This window comes from Burkholderia sp. BDU5 (genome assembly GCF_001522845.1).
GTDB classification, from domain to species: Bacteria; Pseudomonadota; Gammaproteobacteria; order Burkholderiales; family Burkholderiaceae; genus Burkholderia; species Burkholderia mayonis.
Genome location: NZ_LOWC01000015.1, coordinates 57,246 through 77,576 on the forward strand (window position 1 = coordinate 57,246; position 20,331 = coordinate 77,576).

Below are 20,331 nucleotides of genomic sequence, written 5' to 3' on the forward strand. Positions count from 1 at the left end.
CGGCTTCGAGTGTAGGCGCGGATCGCATTCGATGTTTCAGTTCGGGGTGAAATATCGAATGCGCTTCGCCGTGTGCGTGGCTGCGTCGCGCGCTTTAGCCCTGACTTTCGTTTCGTCTTTCGCGCCCGCGACGGCGGCACGCGTAAAATGCGACGTCCGATGATTCGCCGGCGCGCCGTCGCGGCACACCGGCCGCTCGATGATGCTTCTTTCGATGAAAACGCTTGTTGCAACCCTCATTGCCGCCATCCTCTGTGCGGGCTGCGTGTCCGGCGGCGCTGGCACATCCGGCGCCGGCACCGGCCGCATCGAGATGTACGGCACGATCGATCAGGGCGTGACGATCCGCAACTGACGGCGCGATGCCGAAAGCGGTGCGCGGGCACGCGCCGCTCCCGCGCCGCGCGTCGCCCCCCCGCCCGCCCGCCCGCACGCCCGCACGCACGCACGCACGCACGCACGCACGCACGCACGCACGCACGGCGGGCGCGGCGCTATGTCGCAGTGCAACGTATAATCGTCTCCTTTCCCGCCACACCGCAGAACCGGAGCCAGCCGAGATGCCCGCCACGCCCCCCGCGCCGCTTGATCGCACCGAAACCGTTTTCCGCTTCCTCGCCGAGCCGACGTCCGTGAACTTCGGCGGCAAGGTGCACGGCGGCGCGCTGATGAAATGGATCGACGAGACCGCGTACGCGTGCGCGGCGATCTGGTCGAGCCGCTATTGCGTGACGGTGAGCGTCGGCAACATCCGCTTCCAGCGGCCGATCCTCGTCGGCAATCTCGTCGAGCTGAAGGCGCGCGTCGTCGCGACGGGCCGCACGAGCATGCACATCCACGTGTCGGTGCACGCGGGCGACCCGAAGGGCGGCGTGCTGCGCCAGACGACCGATTGTCTCGTCGTGTTCGTCGCGGTCGACGAGAACGGCAACCCGGTGCCGGTGCCGCCGTTCGTGCCCGTCACCGACGAGCAGAAGCGGCTCGCGCAATATGCGATGGAAGTGCGGACCGCGCTCGACAAGATCGTCGAGCTCAAGCCCGAGGAAGTCGCGAAAGGGGAAGTGTGAACGCGTATCGGCGTTCGTCGCGCGTCCGAACGGGCGCGTGAACGCGGGACGCTACGCGCATCGATGCAAAGACGCCGCGATCGCTCGCGGCGTTTTTCATGGTGCGCCCAGCATGGGCGCACTCTCCTGCGGGAGAAAGTCCCGCCCATAAGCTGGTCACGGCGAATGAAGCGAAGCGCAACTGCATGAGGGCGACCGAATGTGGGAGGGAAGCGTGGACGGGCCGCCAGTTTCTGGGCGACGCGCTATGGCGTGGCGCAGGCGGCCGGATCAAATGCGCGGTGTCGTGGAAGGCGCAGGAGACCTTCAAGCAACGCATCCGGGAGATGACACGCCGCTCGGGCGGGCGAAGCCTGCCGGCGGTGGCGGAGCGACTGAAAGCGTATATGCCGGGCTGGAAAGCGTACTTCCAGCTCGCGCAGACGCCGAAGGTGTTCCCTGAACTCGACGAGTGGATCAGGCACCGGCTGCGAGCAGTGCAGCTCAAGCATTGGAGACGAGGTGCGACGATGTACCGGGGGATGTTGGCGCTGGGCGCTTCGAAAGAGGATGCTCGCCGGGTGGCCGCGAACGGTCGGCGATGGTGGCGCAACAGCCGCCTGCTGATGAACCGTGGCGAGGCTACTTTGGGTTCTGCGAGACGCCGGGCGCTCTTCAGAAACTGGATGCGTGGATTCGGCGATGTTTCCGCTGCTTCCTCTGGAAGCAGCGAAAACAGACGCCTACCCGATTCCAGGAACTGACTGCACGCGGCGTCAATCAGCAACCTTGCCGCCCAGACCGTGGGTTCACCCCACGGTGTCTGGCGGCTGAGCTGTAGCTCAGCGCTGAGCATCGCCCTGTCGAACCGGTATCTCGCCTCTCTGGGTCTTCCATCGTCGCAAACCAAACCGATTAACCGATCCGAACCGCCGTGTCCGGACCCGTACGTCCATGTATGTCGAAGGGGGCGGGCCGCGAGGCCTGCCCCTATCCAAATTTTGCGCGAACGCATCGTCGCGCGCCGCGTCACGGCTCGACCGACAGCCGCTCATCGAGCGCGTAGCGCTGCATCGCGCGCTCGAAGCCTTCGAGGAACGCGTGCTCGGCCGCGTTCATCTTCCGCTCGCGATGCCACAGCAAGAAGATGTCGATGTCGACGAGGCCTTCTTCCGGCGGGAGCCGCCAGAGCCGCTGGCGCACGAGATCGTCGCGGACGATGTGCTCGGGCAGGCAGCCGATCCCGTAGCCCGCGAAGATGAGACGCCGCACTTCGTCGAGGCTCGGCGACGCCGCGACGATGCGTCCCGTGAAGCCCTTCTGGTCGCGGAACACGGTGAGCGGCGACAGGCTGTCGCCGATCTGGTCGCTCGTAAACGACACGAAGTTCTCCGCGAGCAGATCGTTCGTCGTCAGTTGCGTTTGGCCGTAGAGGCGATGGTGGCGGCCGCAGAAGATCGCGTAGCGCTGCCGCAGGAACGGCGTGCGTGCGAGTTTGTCGACCGGGTTGCGGCAGAGGCTCAGGCCCGCCGTCGCGGTTTTCTGCAGCAGCGACGAGATGATGTCGGACGAGCGCATCACTTCGATCTGCAGATCGACGCGCGGATATTGCCGGTGGAAGTCGGCAAGGAAGGAGTCGTAGACGCCCGATTCGATGCGGCTCACCGACAGCAGCCGGATCGAGCCCGTCAGGTCGGCCGCGGCGTCGTCGAGCTCGGTGTCGAGCTGCGAGATCGTGCCGTAGATCTCGCTCGCGATCCGGTATACCTCGGCGCCCGCGTGGGTCGGCTCGAAGTGCGGGCCGCGGCGCTGGATCAGCGTGTGGCCGAGTGTGTCCTCGAGCCGCTTGAGCGCCTGGCTCATGGCCGGCTGCGTGACGTGCAGCCGCGCGGCGGCGCGGCTCACGCTGCGCTCCTGCATGATGACGAGGAACGTGCGCAGCAGGTTCCAGTCGAGGCGGTCGTTCAGGAAACGGACGGCGGCGGGGCGCATGGCGGCGAGTCTCCGGCGACTGACATTAGTAAAAATAATGCCGTAGATAATAAGCCGAAATTTGACTAATAGTTAATGGATGGCGATAAACGTGCTGCGCGCAGCCGCTTGCGCGTGGCGCGGGCGCAAAGCGACGGGCCCGCAGCATGTCGAGCGCGCACCCGCCGAATCGCCGGGCGCCGCGCGTGAGCAGAGAGGAGATTCCGCGATGACTGCCCCCCAACCGTCTGTGCGCCAGCCGGTGCGCGCCGCCGGCGCCGCGTTCGTCGGCACGATGATCGAGTGGTACGACTTCTACATCTATGCGACTGCCGCCGCGCTCGTGTTCGGCGAGCTGTACTTTCCGTCCGGCGACCCGTTCGTCAGCACGATGGCGTCGTTCGGCACGTTCGCGGTCGGCTTTTTCGCGCGGCCGCTCGGCGGCATCGTGTTCGGCCATCTCGGCGACCGGATCGGCCGCAAGAAGGCGCTGACGACGACGCTCGCGATGATGGGCGTCGCGACCGTCTGCATCGGCCTCTTGCCGAGCTACGAGCGCGTCGGCACGCTCGCGCCCGTGCTGCTCGTGCTGCTGCGGATCGTGCAGGGCGTCGCGGTCGGCGGCGAGTGGGGCGGCGCGGTGCTGATGGCGGGCGAGCACGCGCCCGAAGGACGGCGCACGTTCTTCGCGTCGTTCGCGCAGCTCGGCAGCCCGGCGGGGCTCATCCTGTCGCTCGTCGCGTTTCGCGCGGTCACGTCGCTCGACAAGGCCGATTTCCTCGCGTGGGGCTGGCGTCTGCCGTTTCTCGCGAGCGCGGTGCTTTTGATCGTCGGGATCGTGATCCGGCTCGGCGTCAACGAATCGCCCGAGTTCGAGGCGGTCAAGCGGACGCGCGCGACCGCGAAGCTGCCGATCGCCGACGTGTTCCGCTCGGCGTCGGGCCTCGTGCTGCTGTGCATCGGCGCGAACACGATCGGCATCGCCGGCGTGTACTTCACGAACACGTTCATGATCGCGTACACGACGCAGCAGCTCGGCATTTCGCGCTCGACGATCCTCGATTGCCTGTTCGCGGTCGCGATCATCCAGTTCGTCGCGCAGCCCGTCGCCGCGTGGCTCGCCGAGAAGCTCGGCGGCGCACGCTTCCTGAAGCTCGCGGCCGTCGCGGCGATGGCGTCGCCGTATCCGATGTTCACGCTCGTGACGAGCGGGCGGCCCGGCGCGATCGTCGTCGGCATCGCGCTCGCGGTCGTGTGCATGGCGGGCTTCTATTCGGTGATCGCGGGCTTCGTGTCCGGCGTGTTCCCGGCGCGCATCCGCTATTCGGCGATCTCGCTGTCGTACCAGGTGTGCGGCGCGCTCGCGGGCGGGCTCACGCCGCTCGTCGGCACGTGGCTCGCGCATCGCCATGCGGGCGCGTGGCTGCCGCTCGCGCTGTTCTATACGTGTCTTGCGGGGCTGTCGCTCGTGAGCATCGTCGCGCTGGATGCGCGCCGCTCGGCCCGCGGTGCTTCGGGTAACGAAGTATTGGAGGCGCGCTGACATGACGTCCGCATTCGATCGGCGATCGCCCGCCGTGAACGGCGAGCGACTGTGGCGTTCGCTCGCCGAGATGGCCCGGATCGGCGGGACCGCGAACGGCGGCGTGCGGCGGCTCGCCGCGACCGACGACGACAGGCGCGGCCGCGATCTGTTCGCGCGCTGGTGTCGCGACGCAGGGCTCGCGGTCAGCGTCGACGAGATCGGCAATCTGTTCGCACGCCGCGCGGGCGCGAACGCCGGGGCGCCGCCCGTCCTGATCGGCAGCCATCTCGACACGCAGCCGGAAGGCGGGCGCTTCGACGGCGCCTACGGCGTGCTCGCCGCGCTCGAGGTCGTGCGCAGCTTGAACGATGCGGCGATCGTCACGCGCAAGCCGATCGAGATCGTGTCGTGGACCAATGAGGAGGGCGCGCGCTTTGCACCTGCGATGCTCGGTTCGGCGGTGGCCGCGGGCGTGATGCCGCTAGCCGATGCACTCGCCGTGCGCGACGCCGCGCAGGCGACGCTTGCCGACGCGCTCGATCGGATCGGTTATCGCGGCGCGCGGCCGGCGGCGCGGCCGGCGATCGATGCGTACTTCGAAGCGCATATCGAGCAGGGGCCGGTGCTCGAGGCGAACGGCGCCGAGATCGGCGTCGTGACGGGCGGGCAGGCGATCCGCTGGCTCGACGTGACGATCGCGGGCCAGCCCGCGCATGCGGGAACGACGCCGATCGCGCATCGTCGCGACGCACTGTTCGGCTTCGCGCAGATCGCGGACGGAATCGAACGGATGCTCGCGGACTTCGCGCCACACGGGCTCGCGACGATCGGCTGCGTCGGGATTCCGAATGCGTCGCGCAACACGATCGCGGGCGCGGTCGTGTTCACGCTCGACTTGCGCCATCCGGACGACGCGACGCTCGACGAGATGGCGCGCGCGGCGGCCGATGTCTGCGCGCGCATCGCTGCGCAGCGCGGCTTGCGCATCGACGCGTCGACGCACTGGACAAGCCCCGCGACGCCGTTCGATGCGGCTTGCGTCGCGAGCGTCGAGGCCGCGGCCGAGCGCTTCGGCTATCGGCACGAACGGATCGCGAGCGGCGCCGGGCACGACGCGATCCATCTCGCGAAGCACTGCCCGAGCGCGATGGTGTTCATTCCGTGCGTCGGCGGGTTGTCGCACAACGAAGCCGAGGATGTGCTGCCCGACGACGCGACGCGCGGCGCGAACGTGCTGCTCGGCGCGGTGCTCGATCGCGCGGGCGTGGCGGATCGATGAGCGCTGGATCGTCGAGCGACGAAGCGCGAGACGTCGAACGGGCGCACATCGAAACGATCGTCGGCTGTCGATGGACATCGATTCGATCGATGCCGATTCGACGATTGCCGAATCGAAGCGCATTCGGACATTGAACGCCGAACGCCGAACGCCGAACGCCGAACGCCGAACGCCGAACGCCGAACGCCGAACGAGCACTACCGCCCCTGCAATCCGATAACCGATAACGGGCGCCGCACTGCCCGCCCGACCAAACCGAGGAACGCAAGATGCTCACTTACTTCCACCCCGATCAATCGCTGCATCATCCGCGCACGTACTATTCGCGCGGCCGGATGCGCACGCCGCAGGAGGTGCCCGATCGCGCGGCGCGGCTCGCCGCGGCGGCTCTTGCGATGGGCTTCGCGGTGCGCGAGCCGGTCGACTTCGGCATCGCGCCGATCGCGGCCGTGCACGACGTGGGCTACCTGCGCTTTCTCGAAACCGCGCATCGCGAATGGAAGAAGATGCCCGAGGATTGGGGCGACGAAGTGATGTCGAACATCTTCGTGCGCGAGCCGAACGCGCTGCGCGGCGTGCTCGCGCAGGCGGGCCGCTATCTCGCGGACGGTAGCTGCCCGGTCGGCGCCGACACGTGGCGCGCCGCGTACTGGTCCGCGCAGAGCGCGCTCGCGGCGGCGGCGGCGGTGCGGGACGGCGCGCGCGAAGCGTACGCGCTGTGCCGGCCGCCCGGCCATCATGCGCGCGTCGACGCGGCGGGCGGTTTCTGCTACCTGAACAACGCGGCGATCGCCGCGCAGGCGTTGCGCGCACGCCATGCGCGTGTCGCGATCCTCGACACCGACATGCACCACGGCCAGGGCATCCAGGAGATCTTCTACGCGCGGCGCGACGTGCTCTACGTGTCGATCCACGGCGATCCGACGAACTACTATCCGGCCGTCGCGGGCTTCGACGACGAGCGCGGCGCGGGCGACGGCTACGGCTACAACGTGAATCTGCCGATGCCGCACGGATCGAGCGAAGCGGTGTTCTTCGAGCGCGTCGACGACGCGCTGCGCGAGTTGCGGCGCTTCGCGCCGGATGCGCTCGTGCTGTCGCTCGGCTTCGACATCTATCGCGACGATCCGCAGTCGCAGGTCGCGGTGACGACGGAGGGTTTCGGCAAGTTAGGAAACCTGATCGGCGGGATGCGGCTGCCGACCGTCATCGTGCAGGAGGGCGGCTATCACATCGAGAGTCTCGAAGCGAATGCGCAGGCGTTCTTCGGCGGATTCGGCGCGGCGCGCGGCTGACGCGGCGGTGTGGATACGCGCGGCAAGCGGTACGCGCGGGGCAGCGCGAAAAGTAACGAAGCAATGGAATGAGCTGCGAGGGAACGGCGAGCGGAGAGCGGAGAGCGGAGAGCGGAGAGCGGGGCGAGATGCAACAACGAAATGCAACAACGAAATGCAACAACGAAACGATACAACCTAGCGCAGACGGCGCTCACCCATGCGCGGCTAGGATCAACCAGCCGCCGCATGCCGCCGCGACCGCGCCGTATATCGCATAGACGGGCACCTTGAATCGCGCGAGGCACAGCCACGCGATCACGCCTGTTGCCCAGTACACCGGCTCGACGGGCGTCTTCGCGACGAGGCGCACGGCTGCGATCGCGAGGAACGCGGTGGTCGCCGCGCGCAGCACGCGCATGCCGCCCGCGAAGCGCGGATGGAGCTTCAGACGCTCGACGTGCCGCCGCGCGAATATGACGAGGCAGCCGGACGGCACGAACAGCGCAACGGTCGACAGCAGCGCGCCGCGCCAGCCGTCCTCGAGATAGCCGAGAAACGGCACGACGTTCAGGAGCGGCCCGGGCGATACGGGCGACAGCGTGAACGCGAGCATGAAGTCCTGCTCGGTGATGCCCGTCGCGCGCGTGACGAATAGCGACTTCAGCACGGGCAGCGCGGAGAAGCCACCGCCGAAAAGCGTCATGCCGGCGCCCGCGAGGCGCGGCCAGAGCAGTGGCGATTCGTATTCGATCGGCAGAGGCAGCGCGAACAGCGTGATCGGGATCGCCAACGATACGAGCAGCCGCCATTCCCGCGCGGGCAGCGTGAGCCGCAGCGCTTCGTTGCGCCGTCGCCCGCTCGAAAGCCAGCCGGCCGCGAACGCGGCGAAGAGGATCGCGACGAACGCAGCCGGGCTGTGCGCGAGCGCGAGCAGCACCGTCGCGAGCGCGGCGACCGCGCGTTCCAGCGGCGCGTGCACGAGCGCGCGAACTTGCCTGAACCATGTGAGCCCGATCAGCGCGGCGAGCACCATCCCGAAATGATGCAGCAGCACGGGCGACGCGAGCGAGCGTACGAGCGGCGTCTGATAAAAGATCGCGAAGAGCGTCATCGCGCCGAAGAACGGCAGCACGCTCGCCGTGCCGGCGATCCATGCGCCGGTGCGGCCGCGCAGCGCGTGGCCGACCTGAACCGCGACGTTGCAGCCGACGGGGCCGGGCATCATCCACGCGAGCGCGATGAGATCGGCGAACGACAGCGGATCGATGCGCTGCTCGTGGTCGACGTAATGCCGCTCGAGTTGCGCCATCATCGCAAGACCGCCCCACGACACGGCGGATATGCCTGCCACGGTCTTGAACAACGCCCACAGCGATTCTCGTTCGCCGCAAAACGCGGCATCCACGCTTGTGATTGTCATGATGGTGTCCAGGTGCGGTCTTGGACGCACCGCGGCCACATGTGCGTCGCACGTTTCATTGTGCACCCGCCGACGCATTTCTTGTATGAGCAAAAACGAGTACGCACCTCGTGACTGCCGCCGGAGGCCGCGGCGCGGACGGGGGTGCGCTGTTTAGTCGCTGTCGAACGATTGTTTAGTCGTACTGGCGGTGTCGCGGCGGGCCGCGTGCGCGCCGTCGCCGCCGCAGACGCCGAAGCGCGCGAGAAGGGCCGGAATGCCGTCGGCGGGCACGGGCCGCGAGAACAGGAAGCCTTGCGCCTCGATCCGGCCGAGCGCGGTGAGCCACGCGATCTGCTCTTCTGTCTCCGTTCCTTCGACGACGACCGTGAGCCCGAGCGAACGCGCGAGGTGCACGATCGACGACACCATCACGCAGACGCTGCGGTCGGCCGGGATCGCCTGGATGAACGAGCGGTCGACCTTCAGCGTGTCGACCGAGAAGCGGTGCAGGTACGACAGCGATGAATAGCCGGTGCCGAAATCGTCGAGCGCGACGCGGATGCCGAGCTTCTTCAGCGAGACGATCTTTTCCGACACGAGCTCAGGGTATTCCATCATCGCGGTCTCGGTGATCTCGAGTTCGAGGCGGCGCGCCTCGATCCCGGTCTCGACGAGCGCGCGCGAGATCGTGTCGATCAGGTCGCCGCGCCAGAACTGCACGGGCGAAATGTTGACGGCGAGCGTGAGCTTGTCGTGGCCTTCGCTGCGCCAGCGCGCGAGCTGCTCGCACGCGGTGCGGATCACGAAGTCGCCGATCGGAACGATGAGTCCCGTCGATTCGGCAATCGAAATGAATTCGTTCGCGGAGATCACGCCGTGCTCCGGATGATCCCAGCGCACGAGCGCCTCGAAGCCGGTGATGCAGCGGTACGTGAGGTCGATCTTCGGCTGGTAGGCGAGGAAGAGTTGCCCGTCCGACAGCGCGACGCGCAATTGCTGCTCCCAGCGCATCAGATGATCCGCGCGATGCGACAGGTGCGGCGCGTAGAACTGATAGCAGTTCTTGCCGGCGTCCTTCGCGCTGTACATCGCGAGGTCAGCCTTCTTCAGGAGGTCGATCTCGCTTTCGTTCTCGACCGAATGCAGTGCGATGCCGATGCTCGCGTGGAGCACGAACGAGCTGCCGCGCACGTCGAACGGCTCGGCGAACATCCGGACGATCGCCTCCGCGAGGCGCTCGGCGTGCCGCTCGACATCGTCGCCCTTCACCACGACGACGAACTCGTCGCCGCCGATCCGCGCCAGCGCGCCTTCGTTTATCACCGCGTCGGACAGGCGCGCGGCCGTCATCTGCAGCACGATGTCGCCCGCGTTGTGGCCGAGCGTGTCGTTGACGGTCTTGAAGTTGTCGAGATCGATGAAGAGGATCGCGAGCCGCGACAGGTTCGACGGCAGCGCGACGTCGTTGCGCAGGCTGCGCAGCGTCGCGTAGCGGTTCGCGAGGCCCGTCAGCAGGTCGTATTCGGCGAGCTGCGTCATCTCGCGCTCGCGGCCGAGCAGCTTGCCGATCAGGCCCGTCGCGACGCCGAAGAACGCGAGCATCGCGAGCGTGATGAAGCTCGTCATCAGCAGGTAGACGTTGCGCGTGTGGTGGTAGTCGGCGAGCTCGTCCGCCTGCGACAGGCCGATCATCACGCCGAGCGGATAGCCGTCGAGATGGCGGTACGACACGATGCGCACGATGCCGTCGATCGGATCGACGTAGGTGCCCGATGCGCGCTCCGATACCGGATACACGCCCGATGCCGAGAACGCGCCGGGCGTTTTCTGCGCGGAGCCGGTGCTGCGCGCGAGCACGGCGCCCGTGTCCGAGATCACGGCGATCACGCCGTCCTTGCCGAGCGTCGCGTTGTTGTAGAAGTCGTTCGTGAAGTAGGTCGGATCCTCGGACACGACGACGACCCCGGCGAACGAGCCGTCCGGATGGTTCAGGCGTCGCGTCATCTGCAGCGTCCAGTGGCGGGACACGCGGCCGAGCACCGGCTTGCTGATGTAGAGCTCGTCGCCGTTGTGCTGCAAGTGCACTTTGAAGTGCTCGCGGTCGGACAGGTCGATCGGCTTCGGATGCGGGTCGGCCGTGTTCGCGAAGAGGCGGCCGCGCGAGTCGAGGAGCGACACCTGGATCAGCGTGTCGCTCGGCACGACGCCTTTTTCGACGGTGCTCGCGAGGTTGAAATGCGCGGGCGACTTCTCGAACTCGTACTTGACGAAGCGGGTGATCTGGTCGACCTGGTGGATCGCCTTGACCGTGTGCTGCTCGAGCGCCGTCGACAGGATCGCGGCCGACGCGACGGCCTCGCGGTACGCGCTGTCCTTCTCGACGGACAGGCGCGCGATGATCGCCACCCAAAGCAGCGCGAGCGCGAGCGTGCCGAGGAGCGGAATCGCGAACAGCGCGCGGCGGCGGCGCGACCTGCGTGTCGCGCGTACCGACCGCGCGGCGCGGGCGGCATGTGACCGAGACGAACTCATCGGACGAAAAGTGTCCTTGCGCGCATGGGCGATCCAACAGGATAACCGAGTAAACGGGCCGATAAAGAAGACAATAGACGAGGCCCGATATTACTGAATGGTCAGTCTTTAATTTAGCGTGATCAGGATATCGCTAACCGGGCAAGGAGGGGACCGGTCCCGCGCGCGGCCCGCGCGGCCGGGCGAAAACGCGGCTCAGCGCAGCCGGATGCTGCCGTCGACGAGCGTGACGGCGCCGCCGCCGATCCAGATCTTGCCGGCGGCGTCGTCGTAATCGACCGCGACGCGGCCGTCGCGGCCGAGCGCCGTGCCCTGGCGCACGGTGTAGCTGCGCCCCGGGCGGCGCCCGGCTTGCGCGAGGAGGCCCGCGATTGCCGCGTTCGCGCTGCCGGTCACGGGGTCTTCGCCCACGCCGAACGCGTCGCCCGTCATCAGGCAGCGTACTTCGAACGTCGCCGGGCCGCCCGCCGGGTGCGGCGCGTAGGCGGCGAGGCCGTCCGCGCCGAGCGCGACGACGATCGGCGCGAGCGCCGCATGGTCCGGCGCGAGCGCGAGGCAGTCGGCGGCCGACGCGAGCCGCACGACGAGCCACGGCGCGCCGTTGTCGACCGCTTGCGGCGGCATGTCGAAATCGATCGCGCCGGTGCGTAGCGCGGCCGCGAGCGCCGGCCAGTCGCGCTCGGGCAGCGGCGTCACGCGCGCGGGCGGCGCGGCGAATGCCCAGCCGCCGCCGTGCTTGGCGAGCTCGACGAGCCCCGCGCCGCATTGCTGGACGAGCCGCCCGGGCGTCTTCGGCTGCGCGCCCGCGTCGAGAAACGCGTGCGCGGCGCCGAGCGTCGGGTGGCCCGCGAACGGCAGTTCGCCGCCCGGCGTGAAGATTCGCACGCGGTAGTCCGCGGCGGGATCGGTCGGCGCGACGAGAAACGCGGTCTCGGACAGGTTGGTCCAGCGCGCGATCATGCGCATGTCGGCGTCGCAGAGCGCATCCGCATCGAATACGACGGCGAGCGGATTGCCCTTGAACGGCACCGACGTGAACACGTCGACCTGCTTGAAGCGTACCGTTTCCACGGCGCCCGGAGCGGCCGGCATCGCGTTACGCGACTTCGGCGATCAGTTCGATCTCGACGCACGCGCCGAGCGGGATCTGCGCGACGCCGAACGCCGAGCGCGCGTGCTTGCCCGCATCGCCGAACACGGCGGCGATCAGTTCCGACGCGCCGTTCGTCACGATGTGCTGCTCGGTGAACTCGAGCGTCGAGTTGACGAGGCTCATCACCTTGACGATGCGCTCGATCTTGTTCAGGTCGCCCGTGTGCGCATGCAGCGTCGCGAGCAGGTCGATCGCAACCGCGCGCGCCGCCGCCTTGCCTTCTTCGGTCGTGACGTCGTGGCCGAGCTTGCCGGCCCACACCTTGCCGTCCTTCTTCGCGATGTGGCCCGACAGATAGACGGTGTTGCCGCTTTGCGCGCTCATCACGTAGGCGGCGGCGGGCGCACCCGCGACCGGCAGGTCGATGCCGAGATCCTTCAGTTTGTCGTAGACGTTTGCCATCTGATTCTGTCCTCGTGAGTCAATCGTGAATGGGTGAACGAGCGTAAAGCGTCACAGACGCTCGCGCAACAGCTTGCCGAGCCGCGCGACGCCTTCTTCGATCTTTTCCGGCGGCACCGTGACGAACGACAGCCGCAGCGTGTTCTTCCGCGGGTCGTTCGCGAAGAACGGCGCGCCCGGCACGAACGCGACGTTGTTCGCGACGGCCGCGTCGAGGAGCTGCATGCTGTCGATCTGCTCGGGCAGCTTCACCCAGATGAACATCCCGCCTTCCGGGCGGTTCCAGCTCACGCCTTCCGGCATGTGCCGCGCAAGCGACGCGAGCATCGCTTCGCACTGCGCGCTGTAGAGCCGGCGGATCGTCGGGATGTGCTCGTCGAGAAAGCCGTCCTGGATCACTTCGTATGCGATGTGCTGCGTGAGCGACGGCGTGTGCAGGTCCGTCGCCTGCTTCGCCTGCACGAGCTTGAAGTGCAGTTCCTCGGGCGCAATGATATAGCCGATCCGCAGGCCGGGCGCGAGCACTTTCGAGAACGTGCCGAGATGGACGACGTGATCGGGCGCCATCGACAGCATCGTCGGCAGCGGCTCGCCCGCGTAGTTGAGCGCGCCGTACGGATCGTCCTCGAGCACCGGGAACGGGCTCGTCTGCGCGAACGCGGCGAGCGCGCGGCGGCGCTCGACGGGCAGGCGGCGGCCCGTCGGATTCTGGAAATTCGGTTGCGCGTACAACAGGCGCGCGTCCTTCGTCAGCTCGGGCGTGAGCGCGTCGGGCATGAGGCCGGCGTCGTCGGTCGGCACCTGCACGTAGGTCGGCTCGAAGAGCGAGAACGACTGCAGCGCGCCGAGGTAGGTCGGCGTTTCGACGAGCACGCGGCTTGCCGGATCGATCAGCACCTTGCCGAGGAGATCGAGCGCCTGCTGCGAGCCCGTCGTGACGAGCACCTGGGTCGTGCGCACGCGATAGCGCTCGGCGATCCACTCGCGCAGCGGCAGAAAGCCTTCCGTCGCGCTGTATTGCAGCGCGGCGGCGGGCGAGTCGCGCAGCACGCGGTCGGCGGCCTCGCGCATCCGCCCGGCTGGGAACGTCGCGGGCGACGGCAGGCCGCCTGCGAACGAGATGACCCCGGGGCGCTCGGTCACTTTCAGGATCTCGCGGATCGCCGAGCTCGTGAGCTTGCGTGCGCGTTCGGACAGGGCCCAGTGGGGCGGCTTGAGATCGCTCGGATTCATGGTCTCCTCGGTCGGTATCGTCGGTCGTTCGGATGAAAGGGGCGATTATCGCTCGTCAAATCAGGCGGCGCGAGCCGGTTGCGGCGCGGTGCTCACGGCGGCGCGCCGGCCGAGCACGACGGTCGCGATCACGGCGGCGGCGAAGAGCCACGTCGACGGCGAGACAGTCTCGCCGAAGAAGAGCGCCGAAAACGCGATCGTGAAGAAGATCTGCAGCAGCTGCACCTGGCCGACGCGCGCTGTGCCGCCCATCGCGAGGCCCGCGTACCAAGCGAAGAAGCCGATGAACTGCGAGAACAGCGTCACGTAGCCGAACGCGAGCCACACGCGCAGCGACACCGGGCCCGGGTGCGCCGCGTGGTGCGCCCAGGCGAGCCAGCCGACGGGCAGCACGAGGAGCGGCGCGGATACGACGAGCGCCCAGCAGATCACCTGCCAGCCGCCGATCTCGCGCGCGAGGCGCGCGCCTTCCGCGTAGCCGAGCGCGCCGATGCCGACCGCGACGAGCATCAGCAGGTCGCCCGGCTGCAGCGCGCCGCCGCCGTCGCGCAACGCGAACGCGACGACGAGCGCGCTGCCCGTCACGGCGCTTGCCCAGAACGCCTTCGACGGCCGCTCGCGCGACAGCCACGCCGCATACAGCGCGACGAGGAGCGACTGCAGCCCGTTGACGACCGCGCCGTGCGCGGCGGGCACGGTCTTCATCGCCCACGCGGAGAACACCGGAAACGCGACGATCACGCCCGCCGACACGACAGCGAGGCTCTTCAATTGAGCGCGGGTCGGCACGCGCTCGCGGCGCAGCCACAGCAGCAGCCCGGCCGGCGCCGCGGCGGCGAGCGCGCGTCCGAGCCCGTTCAGCAGCGGATGGAATTCGGTGACGACGATGCGCGTCATCGGCAGCGTCAGGCTGAAGATCATCACGCCGATCAAGCCGAGCAGCATGCCGCGGGTTTCGCGCGAATCCATGAGGTGTCTCCGTCGATATGGGTTGTCGGACATCGGAATGAGGGAGCGGGCCGCCGCGCGGCTAGCGCAGCGTGCGCACGCCCGCGGGCGTGTCGAATTCGGCGGCGAGCGCGGGCGTCTCGCCCGCGTCGAGGTCGATCAGGTGCGCCGCGTTCAGCCAGACGAGTTGCTCGCGCACGGCGTCCGCCTGCGGGTGCGCGCCCTTGAGCGCCCTCAGCGCGACGCCGCCGTGCGGCAGCGTGTCGGCCGGGTGGCGCGCGTCGTTCCACTGGATCAGCGACGGCAGCACGCCGTCGCCCGCGTGCCGCCACGCGGGCAGCGAGCCGTCGTCGGGCACCGTCAGCCGCCAGCCGAAGTCGCCGCGCGTCATCGGCACGACGCGGGCAATCCGCGCCGGGTACTGGCGCTGCCACAGGTCGAGCTGGCGCGGACGATCGACGCGCGCGACCCAGTGCGCGAGGTACGGGCCTTGTTCGAGGCGCGCCCGCGTCGCTGGATCGTCGAGGCCGAAGAGGCGCGGCCGCGCCTCGCCGTCGGCGGGCGGGGGGGCGTCGGGATCGGGCGCGATCACTTCGAGATACGCGCCGCCCCACAGGCCGAACAGGCGATTGTGCGTGCGCATCGACGGATGCGCGCCGCCGCCCGCGGGCGCCAGACCGAGCGTGTCCGCGACGTACGCGACGCCTTCTTCGAGCGTGCGCGCGGCGACGACGAGATGATCGAGTTTCAGTGAATGCGCTGCCATCGAACGAAAAGCGAGGAATCGGGACTGGTTTCCCGGCGGACGTGCGCCATTGCGCCGCATCGCCGTCGAAAAACTGTAATCGCGGCGACCGGCACAGTAACGGTACAATCGCTGCGATACTCTTCGGTACAGTTGGAGGCCTGCGATGTCCACCGTTCCGCTTGCGCAGATTCCCGCGCCGCACGATACCGCGACGCTCACGCTCGTCGACCAGCTCGTGCAGTGGGCGCGCCGCCGGATCGACGAGCGCGTGTTCCGGCCCGGCATGCGGATGCCGTCGATCCGCAAGCTCGCGGTCGACAAGAGCGTGTCGCGCTTCACGGTCGTCGAGGCGTACGAGCGGCTTGTCGCGCAAGGCTATCTCGATTCGCGGCGCGGGTCGGGCTTCTACGTGCGCGAGCGCGCGCCGGGGCCGCAGCCTGTCGCCGGGCCTGACGGCGGACAGGCGCAGCCGGTGCACAACACGATCGACGTCGTCTGGCTGCTGCGCAACATGCTGCACACGGTCAGCCCGGAAAAGGGGCCGGGACTCGGCTATCTGCCGAGCCGCTGGCTCGACGGCGAGCTGATCACGAGCGCGTTGCGCGCGCTCGGCCGGCAGGCGGGCGCGCAGATGCTCGGCTTCGGCAGCGCGCAGGGCTTCCTGCCGCTGCGCCAGCAGCTACAGACGCGCCTGGCCGAAATCGAGATCGGCGCGACGCCTGACCAGCTCGTGCTCGTGTCCGGCATCACGCAGGCGATCGACCTGATCTCGCGCCTCTGCGTGCGGCCGGGCGACGCGGTGATCGTCGGCGATCCGGCCTGGTTCCAGATGTTCGGCCGCTTCGCGTCGCAGGGCGCGCAGCTCGTCGGGATGCCGTACACGCCCGACGGCCCCGATCTCGACGCGCTCGAGAACCTCGTGCAGATGTGGCGTCCGAAGATGCTCGTGATCAACTCGGTGCTGCACAATCCGACGGGCACGTCGCTGTCGGCCGCGCGGGCGTTCCGGATCCTGAAGCTCGCCGAGGCGTACGATTTTCTCGTCGTCGAAGACGACGTCTACGGCGACCTGTGCCCGCCGAGCTATCCGGCGACGCGCCTCGCGAGCCTCGACCAGCTGAAGCGCGTGATCTTCCTCGGCAGCTATTCGAAGACGCTCGCGGCGAACCTGCGGGTCGGCTACATCGCGTGCGCGCCGGAGCTCGCGAAGGCGCTGACGGACCAGAAGATGCTCGCCGGGATGACGACGCCCGAGCTCAACGAGCGCGTGCTGTACAAGGTGCTGACGGAAGGGCACTACCGGCGCCACGTCGAGCGGCTGCGCGCGCGGCTCGACGGCGTGCGCGACAAGACCGCGCGGATGCTCGAGCGCACCGGGATGCGGCTCTTCACGATGCCGGCGGCCGGGATGTTCCTGTGGGCCGACACGGGCGTCGATTCGGACGCGCTCGCCGCGGCCGCGCACGAGGAGGGCTTCCTGCTCACGCCGGGCAGCCTGTTTTCACCGCAGCAGTCGCCGTCGACCTGGACCCGTTTCAACGTCGCGAACTGCGGCGATCCCGCGCTGCAGGCGTTCCTTGGCCGCTATCTCGGCAGCGTGAATCGCCGCGCCTCTTGAAATTCCCGCAAGCGCCCCAACTTGTGGCGCGGTCGAGCGTTGCGGGATGCCGCGCGCCGACTCCTGTGGGGTCGTGAATCGAAAATGTCTGTCGTATTGACGCAATCAATGGGTAAATCAAGATGACTCAGCAAACCATGAGCTTTCAGGCAGAGGTCAAGCAACTCCTCCACCTGATGATTCATTCGCTTTACAGCAACAAGGAGATCTTCCTGCGCGAACTCGTGTCGAACGCGTCCGACGCCGCTGACAAGCTCCGTTTCGAGGCTCTGGAAAACAACGCGCTCTACGAGAGCGATCCGAATCTGCGCATCCGCCTGTCGTTCGACAAGGCCGCGCGCACGATCACGATCGACGACAACGGAATCGGCATGAGCCGCGACGAGGCGATTGCGAACCTCGGCACGATCGCGCGCTCGGGCACGAAGGAATTCTTCTCGAAGCTCTCCGGCGACCAGCAGAAGGACGCGGCCTTGATCGGCCAGTTCGGCGTTGGCTTTTACTCGGGTTTCATCGTCGCGGACAGGATCACGGTCGAGACGCGCCGCGCGGGCCTGCCCGCGTCCGAAGGCGTGCACTGGGAAAGCGCGGGCGAGGGCGATTTCTCGGTCGGCGCGGTCGAGCGCGCCGCGCGCGGCACGACGATCACGCTGCATCTGCGCGAAGGCGAGGACGAGCTCCTGTCGTCGTACCGCCTGAAGTCGATCGTCCAGAAGTATTCGGACCACGTCGCGTTGCCGATCTTGATGAAGAAGGAAGAGTGGGATCAGGAAAAGGGCGAGATGGTCGAGAAGGACGAGGACGAAACCGTCAACCAGGCGAGCGCGCTCTGGACCCGTTCGAAGAGCGACATCGCCGAAGACCAGTACAAGCAGTTCTACCAGCACCTCGCGCATGATCATCAAGATCCGCTCGCGTGGACGCACAACCGCGTCGAAGGCCGCAGCGAGTACACGCAGCTCCTGTACGTGCCGTCGCACGCGCCGTTCGACCTGTGGAACCGCGACTATCGCGGCGGCCTCAAGCTGTACGTGAAGCGCGTGTTCATCATGGACGACGCCGAGCAACTGCTGCCGCAGTACCTGCGCTTCGTGAAGGGCGTCGTCGACTCGTCGGATCTGCCGCTCAACGTGTCGCGCGAGATCCTGCAGGAAAGCCGCGACGTGAAGGCGATCCGCGAAGGCGTGACGAAGCGCGCGCTGTCGATGCTCGAAGAGCTGGCGAACGCGGAAGACGATGCCGGCCGCGAGAAGTACAAGACGTTCTGGCGCGCGTTCGGCCAGGTGCTGAAGGAAGGCGTCGGCGAGGATCACGCGAACCGCGAGCGCGTCGCGAAGCTCCTGCGCTTCGCGTCGACGCACGGCGACACCGACGAGCAGGACGTGGCGCTCGCCGACTACGTCGCGCGGATGAAGCCCGAGCAGTCGAAGATCTACTACGTGACGGCCGACACGTGGCAGGCCGCGAAGAACAGCCCGCATCTCGAAGTGTTCCGCAAGAAGGGCGTCGAAGTGCTGCTGCTCACCGACCGCGTCGACGAATGGATGCTGTCTTTCCTGCATGAGTTCGACGGCAAGGGGCTCGCGAGCGTCGCGCGCGGCGATCTCGATCTCGGCTCGCTGAACGACGAAGAGAAGAAGGCGCAGGAAGAGACGGGCGAGGCGATGAAGCCCGTCGTCGACAAGATGAAGGAAACGCTCGGCGACAAGGTGAAGGACGTGCGCGTCACGTTCCGGCTGACCGATTCGCCGTCGTGCCTCGTCGCCGACGACAACGACATGAGCGGCTACCTGCAGCGGATGCTGAAGGCGGCGGGCCAGAATGCGCCGGCGTTCCAGCCGATCCTCGAGATCAATCCGGACCATCCGCTCGTCAAGGCGCTGAAGGCCGACGGCGCGGACTTCGACAACTGGTGCCACCTGCTGTTCGATCAGGCGCTCCTCGCCGAAGGCGGTGCGCTCGAGGATCCGGCGAGCTTCGTCAAGCGGACCAACGCGCTGTTGCTGTCGCGCGCGGTGTGATGGCGCGGATGCGTTTCGACGCGGCCGATGCGTGCTGGCGCGAGACGCCGCGCCCCGGCGCGTCGAGCGCGCAGAAGGACTGGCTCACGCGCGGCGGCTCGCTGACCGCGCATCTCGCACGGCTCGGCGGCGTGACGGTGCGCGTGACGCGCGAGGCCGTCGCGACGCCGTGGGCCGACGAGCATGCGGCGCTCGCGTGCGTGACGCGCACGCCTGTCTGGGTGCGCGAGGTCGTGCTCGCAGTCGACGGCACGCCGTTCGTCGCCGCGCACAGCATCGCGCCGCTCGCGGCGAGCAAGGGCGTGTGGCAGGCGATGCGGCGGCTGCGCACGCGGCCGCTCGCGGAGCTGCTGTACAGCGATCCCGAAGTGACGCGCTCGGCGCTCGTGAGCCGGCGCGTGATCGCGGGGCATCCGCTCTTCGCGCTGGCGTCACACGCGCTCAACCGCGCGCATGCGGTGCAGCACGCGTTTGCCGCGCGCCGCTCGGTGTTCGAGCGACACGGCGCGCCGCTGATGGTGACCGAATGCATGCTGCCCGCGCTGTGGCGGCATCTCGATGCGCACGGCGAGCGCCGCGCGCGTGACAGCGAGGCGGCGTGATGTTGCGCGGTTTCCCACCCGTCGTGTCGCCCGGCACGCATACGCTGATACTCGGCAGCTTTCCCGGCGAGGCGTCGCTCGCGGCCGCGCAGTACTACGCGCATCCGCGCAATCAGTTCTGGCGCTTGCTGGGCGTCGTGCTCGGCGAGCCGGATCTGCACGCGCTGCCGTACGAGCAGCGTCTGACGCGCGTGCTCGCGCACGGCTTCGGCATCTGGGACGTGCTCGCCGCATGCCATCGCGAAGGCAGCCTCGATGCGGCGATCCGCAACGCGCGGCCGAACGATTTCGCGCCCCTGTGGGAAGTCGCGCCGAAGTTGAGGAAGGTGTGCTTCAACGGCAAGACGGCGGGGCGCTTCGAGCCGGCGATTCGCGCGGCGGGGTTCGACACGTTCGTGCTGCCTTCTTCCAGTCCGGCGAATGCGATGCTGTCGTTCGAGCAGAAGCTGACTTTCTGGAAGGGCATCGTCGCTTGAGATGCCTTGCTCGCGGCGCGGCGGTCGACCGCGTGTTTCCTGTTCGCCTGCTTCTTCTTCCGCGCGTCGCCGCACGCAATGACGCAAGCGAGCGGTTC

The 20,331-nt window shown here is 68.1% G+C and carries 19 protein-coding genes; 11 read left to right on the top strand and 8 right to left on the bottom strand.

Going from position 1 to position 20,331, the window contains the following annotated elements; genetic code table 11:
• The first annotated feature begins 214 nt into the window (after window positions 1–214).
• The 4 genes from WS69_RS33985 to WS69_RS35615 all read left to right on the top strand — a co-directional run bounded on the left by WS69_RS33985 (window position 215) and on the right by WS69_RS35615 (window position 1,887).
• On the top strand, window positions 215–355 hold the full coding sequence (locus tag WS69_RS33985) for a hypothetical protein (RefSeq protein WP_197419197.1): 141 nt from the start codon (window positions 215–217) through the stop codon (window positions 353–355).
• Between the two features lie 205 nt (window positions 356–560).
• Window positions 561–1,067 (top strand): acyl-CoA thioesterase, encoded by a 507-nt coding sequence (locus WS69_RS03530; RefSeq protein WP_059469430.1) that lies wholly within the window; start codon window positions 561–563, stop codon window positions 1,065–1,067.
• A 185-nt stretch (window positions 1,068–1,252) separates the two neighbouring features.
• Window positions 1,253–1,810, top strand: a complete 558-nt coding sequence (locus WS69_RS03535) for a group II intron maturase-specific domain-containing protein (RefSeq protein ID WP_442854882.1) — start codon at window positions 1,253–1,255, stop codon at window positions 1,808–1,810.
• On the top strand, window positions 1,741–1,887 hold the full coding sequence (locus WS69_RS35615; RefSeq protein WP_442854884.1) for a hypothetical protein: 147 nt from the start codon (window positions 1,741–1,743) through the stop codon (window positions 1,885–1,887). The genes WS69_RS03535 and WS69_RS35615 overlap by 70 nt, the downstream gene beginning before the upstream one ends.
• Window positions 1,888–2,075: 188 nt before the next feature.
• On the opposite strand, the gene WS69_RS03540 is transcribed toward WS69_RS35615, so the two are convergent.
• Window positions 2,076–3,038: a LysR family transcriptional regulator gene (locus WS69_RS03540; RefSeq protein WP_059469431.1), complete on the bottom strand. Its 963-nt coding sequence runs from the start codon at window positions 3,036–3,038 to the stop codon at window positions 2,076–2,078.
• 208 nt (window positions 3,039–3,246) lie between these two features.
• On the opposite strand from WS69_RS03540, the gene WS69_RS03545 reads away from it, so the two are divergent.
• The 3 genes from WS69_RS03545 to WS69_RS03555 all read left to right on the top strand — a co-directional run bounded on the left by WS69_RS03545 (window position 3,247) and on the right by WS69_RS03555 (window position 7,116).
• On the top strand, window positions 3,247–4,560 hold the full coding sequence (locus tag WS69_RS03545; protein ID WP_059469510.1) for an MFS transporter: 1,314 nt from the start codon (window positions 3,247–3,249) through the stop codon (window positions 4,558–4,560).
• A 1-nt stretch (window position 4,561) separates the two neighbouring features.
• Window positions 4,562–5,821 carry a Zn-dependent hydrolase gene (locus WS69_RS03550; protein WP_059469432.1) on the top strand — a complete coding sequence of 420 codons (1,260 nt, stop codon included), beginning with the start codon at window positions 4,562–4,564 and terminating at the stop codon, window positions 5,819–5,821.
• A 269-nt stretch (window positions 5,822–6,090) separates the two neighbouring features.
• A complete protein-coding gene (locus WS69_RS03555; RefSeq protein WP_059469433.1) occupies window positions 6,091–7,116 on the top strand; it encodes a histone deacetylase family protein in 1,026 nt (341 codons plus the stop codon).
• Window positions 7,117–7,309: 193 nt separating this feature from the next.
• On the opposite strand, the gene WS69_RS03560 is transcribed toward WS69_RS03555, so the two are convergent.
• The 7 genes from WS69_RS03560 to WS69_RS03590 form a co-directional block, all read right to left on the bottom strand.
• Window positions 7,310–8,518, bottom strand: coding sequence for a chromate transporter (locus WS69_RS03560; RefSeq protein WP_059469434.1), 1,209 nt, complete (start codon window positions 8,516–8,518; stop codon window positions 7,310–7,312).
• Between the two features lie 153 nt (window positions 8,519–8,671).
• On the bottom strand, window positions 8,672–11,032 hold the full coding sequence (locus tag WS69_RS03565; protein ID WP_059469435.1) for a bifunctional diguanylate cyclase/phosphodiesterase: 2,361 nt from the start codon (window positions 11,030–11,032) through the stop codon (window positions 8,672–8,674).
• A gap of 195 nt (window positions 11,033–11,227) precedes the next feature.
• Window positions 11,228–12,124: a PhzF family phenazine biosynthesis protein gene (locus WS69_RS03570; RefSeq protein ID WP_059469436.1), complete on the bottom strand. Its 897-nt coding sequence runs from the start codon at window positions 12,122–12,124 to the stop codon at window positions 11,228–11,230.
• A gap of 4 nt (window positions 12,125–12,128) precedes the next feature.
• Window positions 12,129–12,587, bottom strand: a complete 459-nt coding sequence (locus WS69_RS03575) for a RidA family protein (RefSeq protein WP_059469437.1) — start codon at window positions 12,585–12,587, stop codon at window positions 12,129–12,131.
• Window positions 12,588–12,638: 51 nt separating this feature from the next.
• Window positions 12,639–13,820, bottom strand: coding sequence for an aminotransferase-like domain-containing protein (locus WS69_RS03580; RefSeq protein WP_059469438.1), 1,182 nt, complete (start codon window positions 13,818–13,820; stop codon window positions 12,639–12,641).
• A 60-nt stretch (window positions 13,821–13,880) separates the two neighbouring features.
• Window positions 13,881–14,789, bottom strand: coding sequence for a DMT family transporter (locus tag WS69_RS03585; protein WP_059469439.1), 909 nt, complete (start codon window positions 14,787–14,789; stop codon window positions 13,881–13,883).
• A gap of 61 nt (window positions 14,790–14,850) precedes the next feature.
• Window positions 14,851–15,534, bottom strand: a complete 684-nt coding sequence (locus WS69_RS03590) for a VOC family protein (protein ID WP_059469440.1) — start codon at window positions 15,532–15,534, stop codon at window positions 14,851–14,853.
• 145 nt (window positions 15,535–15,679) lie between these two features.
• On the opposite strand from WS69_RS03590, the gene WS69_RS03595 reads away from it, so the two are divergent.
• From WS69_RS03595 to WS69_RS03610, 4 genes are all read left to right on the top strand, one after another.
• Window positions 15,680–17,134 (top strand): aminotransferase-like domain-containing protein, encoded by a 1,455-nt coding sequence (locus WS69_RS03595; RefSeq protein ID WP_059469441.1) that lies wholly within the window; start codon window positions 15,680–15,682, stop codon window positions 17,132–17,134.
• 122 nt (window positions 17,135–17,256) lie between these two features.
• On the top strand, window positions 17,257–19,155 hold the full coding sequence (gene htpG, locus WS69_RS03600) for a molecular chaperone HtpG (protein WP_059469442.1): 1,899 nt from the start codon (window positions 17,257–17,259) through the stop codon (window positions 19,153–19,155).
• Window positions 19,155–19,757 (top strand): chorismate--pyruvate lyase family protein, encoded by a 603-nt coding sequence (locus tag WS69_RS03605; RefSeq protein ID WP_197419198.1) that lies wholly within the window; start codon window positions 19,155–19,157, stop codon window positions 19,755–19,757. The genes htpG and WS69_RS03605 overlap by 1 nt, the downstream gene beginning before the upstream one ends.
• Entirely contained in the window at window positions 19,757–20,233 is a 477-nt protein-coding gene (locus WS69_RS03610; RefSeq protein ID WP_059469443.1) for a DNA-deoxyinosine glycosylase, read from the top strand. Before WS69_RS03605 ends, WS69_RS03610 begins: the two co-directional genes overlap by 1 nt.
• The last annotated feature ends 98 nt before the right edge of the window (window positions 20,234–20,331 follow it).

Coding starts and splice junctions, on each gene's coding strand:
- WS69_RS33985 (WP_197419197.1), top strand. CDS start 215: ATGAAAACGCTTGTTGCAACCCTCATTGCCGCCATCCTCTGTGCGGGC.
- WS69_RS03530 (WP_059469430.1), top strand. CDS start 561: ATGCCCGCCACGCCCCCCGCGCCGCTTGATCGCACCGAAACCGTTTTC.
- WS69_RS03535 (WP_442854882.1), top strand. CDS start 1,253: ATGAGGGCGACCGAATGTGGGAGGGAAGCGTGGACGGGCCGCCAGTTT.
- WS69_RS03540 (WP_059469431.1), bottom strand. CDS start 3,038: ATGCGCCCCGCCGCCGTCCGTTTCCTGAACGACCGCCTCGACTGGAAC.
- WS69_RS03545 (WP_059469510.1), top strand. CDS start 3,247: ATGACTGCCCCCCAACCGTCTGTGCGCCAGCCGGTGCGCGCCGCCGGC.
- WS69_RS03550 (WP_059469432.1), top strand. CDS start 4,562: ATGACGTCCGCATTCGATCGGCGATCGCCCGCCGTGAACGGCGAGCGA.
- WS69_RS03555 (WP_059469433.1), top strand. CDS start 6,091: ATGCTCACTTACTTCCACCCCGATCAATCGCTGCATCATCCGCGCACG.
- WS69_RS03560 (WP_059469434.1), bottom strand. CDS start 8,518: ATGACAATCACAAGCGTGGATGCCGCGTTTTGCGGCGAACGAGAATCG.
- WS69_RS03565 (WP_059469435.1), bottom strand. CDS start 11,032: ATGAGTTCGTCTCGGTCACATGCCGCCCGCGCCGCGCGGTCGGTACGC.
- WS69_RS03570 (WP_059469436.1), bottom strand. CDS start 12,124: ATGCCGGCCGCTCCGGGCGCCGTGGAAACGGTACGCTTCAAGCAGGTC.
- WS69_RS03575 (WP_059469437.1), bottom strand. CDS start 12,587: ATGGCAAACGTCTACGACAAACTGAAGGATCTCGGCATCGACCTGCCG.
- WS69_RS03580 (WP_059469438.1), bottom strand. CDS start 13,820: ATGAATCCGAGCGATCTCAAGCCGCCCCACTGGGCCCTGTCCGAACGC.
- WS69_RS03585 (WP_059469439.1), bottom strand. CDS start 14,789: ATGGATTCGCGCGAAACCCGCGGCATGCTGCTCGGCTTGATCGGCGTG.
- WS69_RS03590 (WP_059469440.1), bottom strand. CDS start 15,534: ATGGCAGCGCATTCACTGAAACTCGATCATCTCGTCGTCGCCGCGCGC.
- WS69_RS03595 (WP_059469441.1), top strand. CDS start 15,680: ATGTCCACCGTTCCGCTTGCGCAGATTCCCGCGCCGCACGATACCGCG.
- htpG (WP_059469442.1), top strand. CDS start 17,257: ATGACTCAGCAAACCATGAGCTTTCAGGCAGAGGTCAAGCAACTCCTC.
- WS69_RS03605 (WP_197419198.1), top strand. CDS start 19,155: ATGGCGCGGATGCGTTTCGACGCGGCCGATGCGTGCTGGCGCGAGACG.
- WS69_RS03610 (WP_059469443.1), top strand. CDS start 19,757: ATGTTGCGCGGTTTCCCACCCGTCGTGTCGCCCGGCACGCATACGCTG.